12 protein-coding genes are annotated in these 12,926 nt (G+C 71.0%); 3 read left to right on the top strand and 9 right to left on the bottom strand.

Features of this window, described 5'->3' with window-relative positions; translation table 11 throughout:
* The first annotated feature begins 76 nt into the window (after positions 1–76).
* The gene (locus ACQEU1_RS05895) at positions 77–274 is read left to right on the top strand and encodes a hypothetical protein (protein WP_433197026.1); all 198 of its coding nucleotides are present in this window, start codon (positions 77–79) and stop codon (positions 272–274) included.
* On the opposite strand, the gene ACQEU1_RS05890 is transcribed toward ACQEU1_RS05895, so the two are convergent.
* Positions 271–924 carry a DUF899 domain-containing protein gene (locus ACQEU1_RS05890; protein WP_433197024.1) on the bottom strand — a complete coding sequence of 218 codons (654 nt, stop codon included), beginning with the start codon at positions 922–924 and terminating at the stop codon, positions 271–273. The two genes, ACQEU1_RS05895 and ACQEU1_RS05890, sit on opposite strands and share 4 nt — an antisense overlap.
* A 122-nt stretch (positions 925–1,046) precedes the next feature.
* On the opposite strand from ACQEU1_RS05890, the gene ACQEU1_RS05885 reads away from it, so the two are divergent.
* Positions 1,047–3,197 carry a protein kinase domain-containing protein gene (locus ACQEU1_RS05885; protein WP_433197022.1) on the top strand — a complete coding sequence of 717 codons (2,151 nt, stop codon included), beginning with the start codon at positions 1,047–1,049 and terminating at the stop codon, positions 3,195–3,197.
* Here ACQEU1_RS05885 and ACQEU1_RS05880 read toward each other — a convergent pair.
* The 7 genes from ACQEU1_RS05880 to ACQEU1_RS05850 form a co-directional block, all read right to left on the bottom strand.
* The gene (locus ACQEU1_RS05880; protein WP_433197020.1) at positions 3,194–4,009 is read right to left on the bottom strand and encodes an aminoglycoside phosphotransferase family protein; all 816 of its coding nucleotides are present in this window, start codon (positions 4,007–4,009) and stop codon (positions 3,194–3,196) included. The two genes, ACQEU1_RS05885 and ACQEU1_RS05880, sit on opposite strands and share 4 nt — an antisense overlap.
* A 10-nt stretch (positions 4,010–4,019) precedes the next feature.
* Entirely contained in the window at positions 4,020–4,682 is a 663-nt protein-coding gene (locus ACQEU1_RS05875; RefSeq protein WP_433197018.1) for a type 1 glutamine amidotransferase domain-containing protein, read from the bottom strand.
* A 4-nt stretch (positions 4,683–4,686) separates the two neighbouring features.
* Complete coding sequence (locus tag ACQEU1_RS05870; protein WP_433197016.1) at positions 4,687–6,171, bottom strand: GMC family oxidoreductase; 1,485 nt, start codon at positions 6,169–6,171, stop codon at positions 4,687–4,689.
* Entirely contained in the window at positions 6,168–7,016 is an 849-nt protein-coding gene (locus tag ACQEU1_RS05865; protein WP_433197014.1) for a carbohydrate ABC transporter permease, read from the bottom strand. Before ACQEU1_RS05865 ends, ACQEU1_RS05870 begins: the two co-directional genes overlap by 4 nt.
* Positions 7,017–7,024: 8 nt before the next feature.
* A complete protein-coding gene (locus ACQEU1_RS05860; RefSeq protein ID WP_433211346.1) occupies positions 7,025–7,957 on the bottom strand; it encodes a carbohydrate ABC transporter permease in 933 nt (310 codons plus the stop codon).
* Between the two features lie 31 nt (positions 7,958–7,988).
* Positions 7,989–9,227, bottom strand: a complete 1,239-nt coding sequence (locus tag ACQEU1_RS05855) for an ABC transporter substrate-binding protein (RefSeq protein WP_433197012.1) — start codon at positions 9,225–9,227, stop codon at positions 7,989–7,991.
* 95 nt (positions 9,228–9,322) lie between these two features.
* Positions 9,323–10,570 carry a 6-phospho-beta-glucosidase gene (locus tag ACQEU1_RS05850; protein WP_433197010.1) on the bottom strand — a complete coding sequence of 416 codons (1,248 nt, stop codon included), beginning with the start codon at positions 10,568–10,570 and terminating at the stop codon, positions 9,323–9,325.
* 61 nt (positions 10,571–10,631) lie between these two features.
* Here ACQEU1_RS05850 and ACQEU1_RS05845 point away from each other — a divergent pair, with 61 nt between their 5' ends.
* The gene (locus ACQEU1_RS05845; RefSeq protein WP_433197008.1) at positions 10,632–11,663 is read left to right on the top strand and encodes an N-acetylglucosamine kinase; all 1,032 of its coding nucleotides are present in this window, start codon (positions 10,632–10,634) and stop codon (positions 11,661–11,663) included.
* Between the two features lie 4 nt (positions 11,664–11,667).
* Here the strand turns inward: ACQEU1_RS05845 and ACQEU1_RS05840 are convergent, their stop codons facing one another.
* Positions 11,668–12,825: an ROK family transcriptional regulator gene (locus ACQEU1_RS05840; RefSeq protein ID WP_433197006.1), complete on the bottom strand. Its 1,158-nt coding sequence runs from the start codon at positions 12,823–12,825 to the stop codon at positions 11,668–11,670.
* Positions 12,826–12,926: the final 101 nt, after the last annotated feature.

Below are 12,926 nucleotides of genomic sequence, written 5' to 3'. Positions count from 1 at the left end.
AGTCGCCAATAGTCCGACATACCGTCGCCGTATGGCTGTGATCCGTGTAACACCGGGGGCCCGCACGGAGCCCACGGTGGCGACCCAGCGCTTGCTGGGGCTCATGCGCACCGGCGCGACCGACCGCGCGATCGCCCGCGAGCTGGACGTCAGCCTGCGGACCCTGAACCGGCGCATCTCGCGCCTGCAGTCGTTGCTGGGAGCGCAGTCCCGCTTCCAGCTGGGCGCACTGGCCGCCGAACTGGAGTGGCTCGAGGTGCGCAAGACCGGCTAGTACTCGTCGCGCAGCCGCATCCACGCCATGGTCGGGGTCTGCGGCCGGCCCTCCGGCGAGTCCTCCCACTCCTCCTGCCTGCCGTACGGCGTGAGGTCGAGCAGGTTGAGGTCCAGCCGCAGCCGGTCCACGCCACGTCCGTTGGTGTAGTAGCTGCGGAAGACCTCGTCGCCGTCCCTGAAGAACACGCTCAGCCCGAAGCCGTCGCCGAGGTGGAGATCGTCGTGGAAGTCGCTGCCGTGCGAGGAGAACCACGGCACCGTCCACCCGAACCGCCGCCGGATCGGCTCGATCTCCTCCTGAGGTGCGGGTGCCAGCAGGATCAACGTCGTGTCGCGGGCGTTGAGGTGCTCCTGGTGGCCGATGTTGTCGGTGAACGACGCGCAACCGTCGCAGATGAAGTCCTGGCCCTCGGAGAGCATGAAGTGGTAGACCACGAGCTGCCGCCGGCCGTCGAACAGGTCGGTGAGCTGCACCTTCTTCCCGTCGGGCGCGATGAACGCGTAGTCGGTGCGGAGCCGGACCATCGGCAGCCGCCGCCGCTGTGCGGCCAGCGCGTCGAGTTCTCGGGTGAGTTCCTTCTCCTTCACCAGCAGCGCGTCGCGCTCCGCCTGCCACTGCGCGGCGGACACGACCTGGGGGCGATTCATGAGGAGTCGTCCTTTCTCGTACGGCCTTTTGTAGCCTGTTCCCCGCGGGCGTCCGGGGGAACCCGCGACGGTCGGCGCGCGTCGACACGTGTGGGACACAGGGCGCTCGGGACACGGGGACGATGACGGAAGAGACGTTCGGGCCGTACCGGATCGAGGAACTCCTCGGCCGCGGCGGGATGGGCGAGGTGCACCGCGCCTACGACACGGCGCACGACAGGTTCGTGGCGCTGAAACGCCTGTCGCCCGGCTACCACGACGACGAGGACTACCGCGCCCGCTTCCGCCGCGAGGCGCAGATCGTCGCCCGCCTGCGCGAGCCGCACGTCATCCCGATCCACGCGTACGGCGAGATCGACGACCGCCTCTACCTGGACATGCGCCTGGTCGAGGGCGCCGACCTCTCCGACCTGATCCGCACCGAACCGCTGGAGCCGTCGCGCGCGGTCCGCATCGTCGAGCAGGTGGCTTCGGCGCTGGACGCCGCGCACACCGACGGCCTGATCCACCGCGACGTCAAGCCGTCGAACATCCTCGTGACGTCCGGCGACTTCGTGTACCTGGTCGACTTCGGCATCGCCCGCAGCGCCTCCCCGGCCGCCACGGCCCTGACGGCTTCCGGCTCCGTCGTGGGCACTTTGGACTACATGGCGCCAGAACGCTTCGAAAGCGGCCCGGTCGACGGCCGGGCGGACGTCTACGCGCTGGCCTGCGTGCTGTTCGCGTGCCTGTCGGGGCGGCGCCCGTTCACCGCGGACGGCACCGCGGCCCAGATCTGGGCGCACCTGAACGAGGCGCCGCCGAAGGCCTCGGCGGTGAACGCCGCGGTGCCGGTGGGGCTGGACGACGTGATCGCGCGGGGGATGGCGAAGAAGCCGGCCGACCGGTACGCGACGGCGGGGGAGTTCGCGCGGGCGGCGGCGCTCGTGGTGGCCCCACCGGCAACGCCTCCGGGCGGACACGCGATCCCGGGCACGCCGGCGGCAGGCCTGCCGGGTCTCGCGGCGGCAGCGGGAGGCCTGCCGGGTCTCGCGACGCCGCTGGGTGGGCAGCCTGGTCTTGCGACGCCGGCGGGTGGACAGCCAGGACTTGCCACGCCCGCCGGTGGACAGCCAGGACTTGCCACGCCTGCCGGCGGGCAGCCGGGCCTTGTCCCGCCTGTTGCCGGGAAGCAGGGGTCCGCGACGCCTGCGGGTGGGCAGCCTGGCCTCGCTGCTCCTCCTGGAGGTCAGCCGGGTCTCGCCGGTGGTCAGCCCGGCTTCGGCCCAGGGGCGTCGGCCGGTGGGATGGCCGCGCCCGGCACCCCGCCCGCCGGCCATCCCCGGCCCGCGACCCCGCCCGGCGGACAGCCCGTGTCCTCGCCCGGCCAGCCGTCGATGGCGAGCCCTCCCGGCGGCGTGCCCCAGCCGATGGCCCGCCCGGCCACCGGCGCTCCCGCAACCACGTCCGGCCCACCCACCGGCCCACCCCAGGCCGTGTCCGGTCCGTTCCCGCGCCCCACGAACCCCGGCCCCGCGAACCCCCGCCCCACCACGCCCGGCCCCCAGCAGTGGACCTCGCCCCCGTTCCAGCCCGGCCACCCCCAGCCCGGCGCGGACCGCACCACCAAGAAGCACCTCGCCCTCGCCGGCAGCGCGCTGGCCGTGGTGGCGGCGATCGTCGCCACCATCCTGATCGTGTCCGACAACGACAAGACCCTCGGCAGCGGCACGTCCACCAGCAGCACGCCGACCAGCACGTCCAGCAGCACCCCCACGACGACCACCACGACCACGACCACCACCAAGGCCCGGTCGCCGCAGGACGACGCTCTCGAGGCCGCGCTCCCGGCCATCTTCAAGAGCTCCAACTCGTGCCTGACCATGACCCCGGACGCGGGTCCGGTGGCGGCCATCCGGTGCGGCACCGCGAACGCCCCCGTCGACTCCCGCTTCCCGCCGCCCACCGAGGCCGAGTTCCGGCTGTTCGCCGACCGGGCCGCGCAGGACGCCTACTTCCTCGGCGTCGTGCAGAGCCGCGGCATCCCGAGGATGGACGACCGGGGCGGCTGCCGTCCCGACGTCGACCCGATCCACTACGCGCTCTACTACCGCGACACCTCGGGGCCGCTGCCGGGCGAGTTCACGACGTGCTTCCTCTCCGAGGGCAACGCCGAGGTGTGGTGGGTCGACAGCAAGACGCTCACCATCGGCAGGCTGAAGCGGCCGGGCGACCTCACCGTGCTCGGCAAGCTCGACCTGTGGTGGAACAGCAACATCCTGTCGGCGAGCTAGCCCGCCAGGTCCGCCTCCAGCCACGGCACGATCGCCGACACGAAGCCGTCCGGGCTCGTCATCGGGCGCCCGTTCATCGTGGCGACGAGGTGCTCGACGCCGAACAACGCGTCCCACGTCCGGGCACGGGCGTACATCGGAGCAGAAACCGCCTGGCGCACGGTGTCCCAGCCGTGCCACGCCATGCAGGCCGCGTCGACGGCGGGGTCGCCGGGCATCGCCATGTCCCAGTCGAGCACGCCCAGCAGCTTGCCGTCGGGCGACCAGTGCACGTTGGACCCGCCGAGATCGCCGTGCACGAGAGCGTCGGGAACGGGGTCCAGTGCCAGCACGGCGTCAAGTCGCCGCTGAGCTTCGGCACGCAACCGCGCCGGCAGCAGAGGAAGGACGGAAGAGACGATCGCCGGCCACGACGGACCCTGCGCGCGGTCGTCCAGCACGGCCATCAGCGACGGCGTCAAAGGCACCGACCGCACGGCCTCCAGCACCTCCGCCACCTGCGCCGGATCGCCTTCACCTGCGGGCAGGCCGTGACCGTCCACCCAGGACACAGCCACGGCGGCACGGGAGCCGAACGATGTCACCGGTGTCAGCGGCGAGGGCACCTGGAACGGCAGGCCCGCGGAAGCCAGCTGCCGCAACACCTCCACCCGGCGCGGCATCGACGCCGCACCCAGCGGGCGCTTGCTGACCCGCACCGCCGCCACGCCCGGGATCAGCAGCACGTCGTGAACGTTGCCTTCCGCGGCGGGGAAAGCGTCGTCCAGGCGCACGCCCGGCAGCAGAGCCGAAGCGATGGTCCACAAGTCCACGCCCGGCAACCTACCGCGACAGCAGGCGCACCATCTCCTGGGCGACACCAGGGGCGGACGACGGGTTCTGACCCGTCACCACCCGGCCGTCCACCACCACGTGCGGTGCGTAGACGCCGCCGTTCGAGTGCACCGCGCCACGCGAACGCAGCTCCTCCTCCAACGAGTACGGGATCGCCTCCCAGGTCTGGCTCTCGCGTTCCTCGTCGTCGGTGAACGACGTGACGCGCAACCCCGACACCAAGGACGCGCCGACCGCGTCCGTCAGGTCCAGCAACGCCACCGGCCCGTGGCAGACGGCACCGATCACCCCGCCCGACCGGTAGACGGCCGAACCGAGGCGCGCGATGTCCGCGTTGCCGTGGAAGTCCCACATCGTGCCGTGCCCTCCGACGTACAGCACGGCGGCGTACCCCGAAGGATCCACAGTGGACAGCACGAGCGTGGAGTCCAGCCCGGCCTCGGACACGAACGCGCTCTGCACCGGATCGGACAGGTCGGCGCCGTCCACCGGCGGGCGGCCCCCGGCGATCGACGCGAGGTGCACGCGGTAGCCGGCGTCGGTCAGCACCTTCCACGGGTCGGCGGCCTCCGACAGCCAGAAGCCGGTCGGACGGCCCGAGTCACCCAGCTCCGCGTGGCTGGTGAGCACGAACAGGACGGTGTCGGACATCGGGCTACTCCTCAACTGGCGCGAGCGGGGTGTTGCCGAGGATCAGGTCCGCGGCGCGCTCGGCGATCGCGTACGTCGGGGCGTTGGTGTTGCCGCTGGTCACGGCGGGCATGACGGACGCGTCGACGACCCGAAGGCCCTCGACGCCGCGCACCCGCAGGTCCGGCGCCACCGCGGAGCTCTCCGCGCCGCCCATGGCACAGCTGCTGGTCGGGTGGTGCATGGTCACGAGGTTCTCCCGCACCCAGTCGGGCACGCGGTCGTCCGGCACCCCCGGCGCGAGCTCGCTGGTGACCAGGCCGGCGAACGGGGCGCGCGACGCGATCTCCCGCGCCTGCCGCACGCCGGACACCAGCACGTCCAGATCGGCCTCGTCGCTCAGGTAGCCGGGATCGATCGACGGGCTCACGTGCGCGTTGCCCGAGGCCAGCCGGATGCTGCCCCGGCTGCGCACCGCCACCGCCGTCACCAGCACCGCCGCCTCCCGCGCACCCACCCCTGGCGGGCACACGTGGTACTGCAGGTCAGGCGCGGCTAGGCCGGGCTTGGTGCGCACGAACGCCCCCGCCTCGCCGCCGTTGGACGCGAGCGGCCCCCGCCCGAACAGCTTCCACCGCCAGTAGCCACCCAGCCGCGGCCCGGACCTGGCCTGCCACAACGCCGTCACGCGCGGGTGGTCCTGCAGCCCCTGACCGACCGACGGCGCGTCGACCTCCACCGGAACCCCGTGCAACCGCAGGTGATCCGCCGGACCGATGCCCGACAGCAGCAACAGGTGCGGCGACCGGATCGCCCCTGCCGACAGCACCACCTCACGACCGGCCCGGACCTCCTGGTCCTCCCCGCCCAGCTGGTACTGCACGCCCACCGCACGGCCCCGCCTCAGCAGCACCCGAGTCACCAGCACCCCGGTGAGCACGTGCAGGTTCGGCCGCGCGGACAGGTACGCGTCCGCCGCTGACCACCGCCGCCCGCGCCGGGTCGTCAACGAGTAGAACCCGGCCGCCTCCGCCTCCCCGGAGAGAACAGGAACCACGTCGAGCCCGGCCGAGTCGACCCACGCCTGGGGGATCGGACTGCGCCGGCGCGGCGACTCCACCCGCAACCGCTCCTCGACGCGCCGGAAGTACGGCACGAGGTCAGCGTGCCCCCACCCCGTCGCCCCGTAGGCGTCACGCCACGTGTCGAAGTCCGACGAGTGCCCGCGCACGTAGATCATCGCGTTGATCGACGACGTGCCGCCCAGCACGTGCCCCTGCGGCCAGTCGACGCGACGGCCGGCGGCGTGCGGCTGCGACACGGTCTGATAGGACCAGTCGTAGCTGCTACCGAGAAGCGAAGGCATCATCGCGGGCACCCGAACGGCACGCGTGCCACCGGCAGGCCCGGCCTCCAGCAACAACACCCGCGCCGAGGGGTCGTCGCTGAGCCGCGAGGCGAGCACGCACCCGGCCGTGCCGCCTCCGACCACCACGTAGTCGTAGCTCATTGCTTGACCGCGCCTTCCATGATCCCGCCGACGATCTGCTTGCCCAGCACCAGGAACACCGCGAGGATCGGCAGCGTCGCGAGCGCCGTGCCGGTCAGGATCAGCGAGTAGTCCTGGAAGTACCCGGCGGCCAAAGTGGACAGCGCCACCTGCACGGTCGGGTTGTCCGGGTCGAGCACCACGAGCGGCCACAGGAAGTCGTTCCACGCCTGCATGAACGTCAGCATCCCGAGCACCGCGGCACCGGGCCGGATCGCCGGCACCACCACGTTCCAGTAGATCCGCACCGAGTGGCAGCCGTCCAGGCGCGCCGACTCGATCAGCTCGTCCGGCACCGCCTCGCTGATGTACTGCCGCATCCAGAACACCCCGAACGCCGTCACCGCGTTCGGCACGATCACCGCCGAGATACCGCCGGCCCACCCCAGCTCGCCCATCATGATGTAGAGCGGGATGATCCCGAGCTGCGTCGGCACCATCATCGTCGCGATCACGAGCAGCAGCAGGACGTTGCGGCCGCGGAACCGCAGCTTGGCGAACGCGAACCCGGCCAGCGAGCAGAACACCAGCACCGACACCGTGATCGCGCCCGACACGACGAACGAGTTCCACAACGCCAGCTGGAAGTTCGTCTGGTCGAACACGCGGCCGATGTTCTCGAACAGGTGGCCACCGGGCACCAACGGCGGCGGCACGCTGCCCACGACGTCGTTGGTGTGCGAGGCGACGACCACGGTCCAGTACAACGGGAACGCGGAGCCGAGGATGACGGCGCCGAGCAACGCGTAGGTCAGCGGACCCGCGCGGTGCAACCGGCCGAGCCGGCCTTTCGTGATCGTGGCCATGGGTCCCCTCAGCGGTCCGAGCGGATGCGGCGGGTGAGCAGGTAGTTGACCGCGACGGCGAGCACGATCACCAGGAACATCACCCAGGCGATGGTGGCCGCGTAACCGAAGTCGAACTCGCGGAAGCCCTTCTCGTACAGGTAGACGGTGAGCGTCTGGAACTGCCGGTCGGACCCGCCGGTGACGCTGCCGGGCGTCGCGTCGAACTGCAACGGCTCCGCGAACAGCTGCATCCCGTAGATCGTCGAGACGATCACCGTGAACACGATCACCGGCCGCAGCGCGGGAATCGTGATGTGCCGGAACTGCTTCCACGTCCCGGCGCCGTCGCACGACGCCGCCTCGTAACGGTCCCGTGGCACGGCCTGCAACGCGGCGAGGTAGATCAACGCGTTGTAGCCCGTCCACCGCCAGATCACCATGATCGAGATCGCGACGTGCGAGGTCGCCGTGTCCGCCTGCCAGTCGATCGGCTCGAGCCCGAACAGCCCCAGGCTCCAGTTGATCAGGCCGAAGTCGCGGCCGAACAGCTGCGCGAAGATGATCGCCACCGCCACCAGCGACGTCACGTTCGGCAGCAGCACTCCCATGCGGAACAACGTCTTCGCCCGCAACCGCGAGTTCAGCACGTGCGCGAGTCCCAGAGCGAGAGCCAGCTGCGGCACGGTCGAGAGCACCAGCAACGAGAGCGTGTTGACCAGCGCGTTCCAGAAGTACGGATCGGACAACAGCTTGGTGTAGTTCTCCAGCCCGATGAACGTGTGGTCGTCGCTGATCAGGTTCCAGTCGCTCAGCGACACCCAGAGCGTGTAGCCCAGCGGGAACAGCCCGAACCCGAGGAACAGCAGGAAGAACGGCGTCACGTACAGGTACGGCGACACCCGGTCGTCGAAGCCGCGGCGCCGCTGCGGGCGGTGACCGGGGGAGGGCTCCCCGGTCACCGCCGACGGCGACTCGATCAGTGCGGTCACCTCAGCCCGCCGCCGCTACGGCGTCGCGGAGCGACTTCTGCCAGGAGTCGGACGCGGACTCCTTGCCCTGCTCCACCCTGCTGATGCCGTTCTGCACCGCGAGCCGCACCGCCGCCGTCTTCGGACCCTGGTACTGCGGCTTCAGCGCCTTCGCCGCCTCACCGAACATCTTCCCGACGGGGGCGTCGTTGAAGAACGGGTTGGTGAACCCGCTCATCGCCGGATCGTCGTAGAGAGCGGGCCGCGAGGGCAGGTTGCCGATCTTCTTGAAGATCGACAGCTGCTGCTCGGGCGCGGTCAGCCACTTCGCCAGCTCGTAGGCTTCCTCGGGGTTCTTGGACTGCTTGGGCACGGTCAGCCACGACCCGCCCCAGTTGCCACCGCCGCCGTTCGGCACGGCCGCGACGTCCCACTGCCCCAAGGTGGCCGGGGCCTGGCTCTGGATGAACGCCATCACCCACGCGGGACAGGTGACCAGTGCGAAGCTGCCCTGCTTGAAGCCGGTGCTCCACTGCGGGCTGAACGCGGCGATCTTCGCCGAGAGTCCCGCCTCCACGGCCTTCGTGGTGAGGTCGTAGGCCTGCTTCACGGCCGGGTTCGACTCGGCGATCATCTTGTTGTCGGAGGAGTAGAACGCCTCGGGCGCCTGCCCGAGCACCGCGTTGAACAGCAACGCGCCGGAGTCGAAGAAGCTCGCGCCGGTGTTCGCGGCCTGGAACCGCTTGCCGACGTCGAGGAACGCGTCCCAGGTCGGCCAGAGCTTCGCCACCTCCTCGCGGCCGGACGGCAGGCCCGCCTTCTCGAAGAGGTCGCGCCGGTAGCAGATCGCGAGGCTGCCGACGTCCGTGCCGAGTCCGATCTGGACGTCCCCGGCCTTGGACTGCTCCCACTTCCACGAGAGGTAGTCCTTCTCCATGTCTCCGGCGCCGAACTCGTTCAGGTTGGTGAAGTTCTGCGGTTGCGCGGTGAACTGGCCGAGGAACTCGCCCTCGACGGCGACCACGTCCGGTGCGCCGGTCTTGGCCGCGAGTCTCGTCGCGAGCTGCGTGTGGTGAGCCTGGTACTCGCTCACCTGCTCGACGATCTCGATGTTCGGGTGGTCCTTCATGTACTGCTGGTAGAGATCCTTGTAACCGAAGTCGTTGAACGTGCCGATGGTCAGCTTGATCTTGCCGTCGCCGGCGCCACCACTGCTCCCACACGCCACCGTCGCGGCAGCGACCAGCACGCTTGTCAGCAAGAGTCGGATTCTGCCCATCGGATGCCTCCTCGAACCCCGGGCCCCCGTCGCTGCGCCGAACGCTACCTGTCGAGACAGGAGATAGGAAGGGGTACTTACAGTTTATCGCTGATCGGCAGGGCGGCGAGGATGCCGCGGGCGGGGTCGTACTCGCGGACCAGCGGGTTCGCCATCAACGCCATCAGCGCCGTGCGGCGGTCACGGGTCTTGGAGGCCTGCACGGTGAGGCGTTCGTACTGCTTCATCTGCTGGACCAGGCCGAGCATCTCGGCCGGCAGGGCGCGTTGCGGTAACGGGTGCGCGCCGTCGCGGTCGATCCGGGCCTGCACCTCGATCACCGCGTCGTCGTCGAGTCCCGGCAGGACACCGTTGTTGCGCACGTTCACCGCCTGCACGTCACCGCGGCCGTCGTGCAGGGAGGCGATCAACGCCACGGCCGCGTCGCTGTAGTACCGCCCGCCCCGGTTGAGCAGCTGCGGTGGTTTCACGTCGAGGGTCGGGTCCCGGTAGAGCTCCAGCAACTCGGACTCGATCTTCTGCACCTCGCGGGCGCGCAGGTGCCCCGCCTGCTGGCGGGCCAGCATGTGCTCGGTCAGGTAGTAGTAGCGCAGGTAGCGGGACGGGATCGCGCCCAGCTCGCGCAGCAGGTCGAGCGGGAACTCCAGGTACTCGGCCAGCTTCTCGCCGTGCTCGCCGAGCAGTTCCGGCATGCGGTCGACACCGTCCACAACGGCCGATCGCTCCCACGTGAGGTGGTTCAGCCCGACGTGCTCCATCTCCAGCCGGTCGGCGTCGACGCCCAGCAGTTCGGCGGCGCGGTGCCGGAGGTGGATCGCGACGTTGCACAGGCCGATCGCGCGGTGGCCCTCGTCCAGCAACGCCTGCGTGACGATGCCGGTCGGGTTGGTGAAGTCGATGATCCAGGCGCCCGGCGCGGCGTGCCAGCCGACCTGTTCGGCGAGGTCCAGCACGACCGGCACGGTCCGCATCGCCTTGCCGAACCCGCCGGCGCCGGTCGTCTCCTGACCGATTCGGCCGTGCTCCAGCGGCAGCGTCTCGTCGCGCAGCCGCGCCTCCTGGCCGCCGACGCGCAGCTGGACGAGCACGAAGTGGGCACCTTCCAGCGCCTTGACCAGGTCCGTTGTGGACGTGAGCGTGCCGGTCCAGCCGTGCCGGCGCAGGATCCTGCCGCACACCGCCGCCACGGGTTCCAGCCTGGCGCCGTCGATGTCGTGCAGGACCAGTTCGTCCACGTTCAGCCGGTCGGCGAGTCTGCCGAACCCGTCGGCGAGCTCGGGGGTGTAGGTGCTGCCCCCGCCGATCACGGCGACTTTGACTGTCATCCGAATCCACCCAACTCTGAGGGTCGCTTTAATTCGTTAGGAGGGCTTACAGTATCGAACTGTGGACGATGTAGCACTACTCGCCGTGGACGGCGGCAACTCGAAGACCGATCTGGCGCTCGTCGCCGGGGACGGCACACTGCTCGCCGCCGTGCGCACTCCAGGGTGTTCGCACCAGCGGCTCGGCCTCGCCGGCGCGATGAGCTCGTTGCGCTCCGGCGTGGCGAAACTCCGCACCGCCGCCGGACGGTCTGGCGCCTACGGACCCGCTGAGCTGGGTGTCTTCTGCCTGGCGGGCATCGACCTGCCGGTGGACGACGACCGGGTCGGCGCGGCCCTGCGCGGCGAGGGCTTCGCGCACGGCCTCGAGGTGCACAACGACATGTTCGCCATGCTCTGGGCGGGCAGCCCTGCCGGCTGGGGCGTCGCGGTCGGCGCGGGCACCGGCCTGAACTGCGTCGGCCTGGCACCGGACGGCCGCGAGGTCAGGTTCCCGTCGCTCGGCCGCATCTCCGGCGACTGGGTCGCGGGCGGGCGGTGGCTCGGTGTGCGCGCGCTCGGTCAGGCGATCCGGGCGGGCGACGGCAGGGGCGAACCGACCGAGCTGCAACGCGCCGTGCCCGAGTACTTCGGGCTCTCCGACCCGATGGCCGTGGCCGAGGCCGTCTACACGGGACGGATAGAGGAACGCTCACTGCTCGCGCTGGCACCCACGGTGTTCAAGGCGGCCGCAGGAGGTGACCCGGTGGCGCGGGAGCTGATCGACTCGGTGGTCGAGGAGATCGTGAACCTCGTCGGGGTCACCGTGCGGAGGCTGGAGATCGCGGACCTCGCGGTGCCGGTCGTGCTGGGCGGCGGGCTGTTGCACTCCGGCGACGGGATGTTGCTCGACGGGGTGCGGGCCGGGGTGCTGGAGGCCGCGCCGAAGGCGGAGTTCCGGGTGCTGGACGCGCCGCCGGTGCTGGGGGCGGCGCTGTTCGGGCTGGCGAAGCTCGGCGCGGGACCGGAGGCGGCGGCCCGGCTGTCCGAGCAGCTGACGTACGACAGCCTGGGGGCCGTCGGGCCTGCGGAGCTGGTGGAGCCTCCGGCGTGAGCGGTCAGTCGTTCTCGCTGGTCGCCGACTCGGCGAGCAGGGCGTCCCACGCGGCCGACGTCGCGGTGCCCACCGCGCCGTGCAGCACCGCGTCCGTGCCCAGCGCCGACGTCACGACCTGCACCGACAACGGCGTCAGCGACCGCAGCGCCATCTCGATGGGGTGCAGCAGCAGGTCGCCGTTGTGGCCGACCCCGCCGCCCAGGATGATCATCTCCGGGTCGACCACGCCCGCCACCGTCGACACCGCCCGCGCGACCAGCCCTGCGACCACGTCCACGACCTCGCGGGCGAGCGGATCACCCTTGCGCGCCAGCGAGAACACCGTGCGCAACGTCGGCGGGTTCGTCATCTCGCGCGCGGCGGCGAGGCGGTCGGTCGCCTCCTGCACGGCCGGGCTCGCGAACCAGCGCGGCCACCTGCTCGCCGCGTACTCGGGGTCCGCGCTGATCGGCAGGAAACCGATCTCGCCCGCGAGGCCGTGCGCGCCGCGGTGCAGGCGGCCGTCGATCACCAGGCCGAGACCCACGCCGGTGCCGATCCACAGGTACGCGAAGTCGCCGGTCTGCCGGCCGTGGCCCTGGGTGAGCTCGCCGAGCGCGGCGAGGTTGACGTCGTTCTCGATCTTCACCGGCGCCTCGAAGCGGGACCGGATCGACTCGATCATGCCCTGGCGTTCCCAGCCGGGCAGGTTCGCGGGCAGCATCACCACGCCGCGCACCGGGTCCGCGACGCCGGGCGAGCCGACGACGACCTGGGCGACCTGCGGCCAGTCGATGCCCTTCTCCCGCATGACCGTGCGGGCGACGTCGCCGATCTGCTCCAGCAGCGTCTGGTTGCTGCGCAGCCGGGCGCGTTCGTCGTGGCGGGCGATGATCCGGCCCGACAGGTCCGCGACGGCGGCGCGCACCCAGCGGCGGCCGAGGTCGATGCCGATGACGTGCGCCGCGGAGTCGTTCACCTCGTACAGCACGGCTTTCGGGCCCTGCGTACCGCTCGTGGAGCCGGCCTCGCGGATCAGGCCCGCCGCCAGCAGTCCGGTGACGACCTCGGACGTCGTGGGTTTCGACAGTCCGACGGCGCGGGCGACCTGGGAGCGGGACAGGGCGCCGTGGTGCGCGATCGCCTCGACGACCGAACGCCGGTTGATGGCTCGCACCATCGACGGCTCGGCTTTCGCGAAGGTCCTGCGCTCGACGAACGTCGTCCTGTCCCTTCTGCTCGCTGTGGTCCGGCCGGGTAATCGTACGGTCGCGGAGGGAG

The organism is Lentzea sp. CA-135723 (assembly GCF_050936595.1).
Lineage (GTDB): Bacteria > Actinomycetota > Actinomycetes > Mycobacteriales > Pseudonocardiaceae > Lentzea.
This window is presented reverse-complemented; position numbering and strand designations above follow the sequence as displayed.

What these genes read in the sequence shown, in the direction of transcription:
- ACQEU1_RS05890 (WP_433197024.1), bottom strand. Translation starts at nt 924, where the DNA reads ATGAATCGCCCCCAGGTCGTGTCCGCCGCGCAGTGGCAGGCGGAGCGC.
- ACQEU1_RS05885 (WP_433197022.1), top strand. Translation starts at nt 1,047, where the DNA reads ATGACGGAAGAGACGTTCGGGCCGTACCGGATCGAGGAACTCCTCGGC.
- ACQEU1_RS05875 (WP_433197018.1), bottom strand. Translation starts at nt 4,682, where the DNA reads ATGTCCGACACCGTCCTGTTCGTGCTCACCAGCCACGCGGAGCTGGGT.
- ACQEU1_RS05870 (WP_433197016.1), bottom strand. Translation starts at nt 6,171, where the DNA reads ATGAGCTACGACTACGTGGTGGTCGGAGGCGGCACGGCCGGGTGCGTG.
- ACQEU1_RS05865 (WP_433197014.1), bottom strand. Translation starts at nt 7,016, where the DNA reads ATGGCCACGATCACGAAAGGCCGGCTCGGCCGGTTGCACCGCGCGGGT.
- ACQEU1_RS05850 (WP_433197010.1), bottom strand. Translation starts at nt 10,570, where the DNA reads ATGACAGTCAAAGTCGCCGTGATCGGCGGGGGCAGCACCTACACCCCC.
- ACQEU1_RS05840 (WP_433197006.1), bottom strand. Translation starts at nt 12,825, where the DNA reads ATGGTGCGAGCCATCAACCGGCGTTCGGTCGTCGAGGCGATCGCGCAC.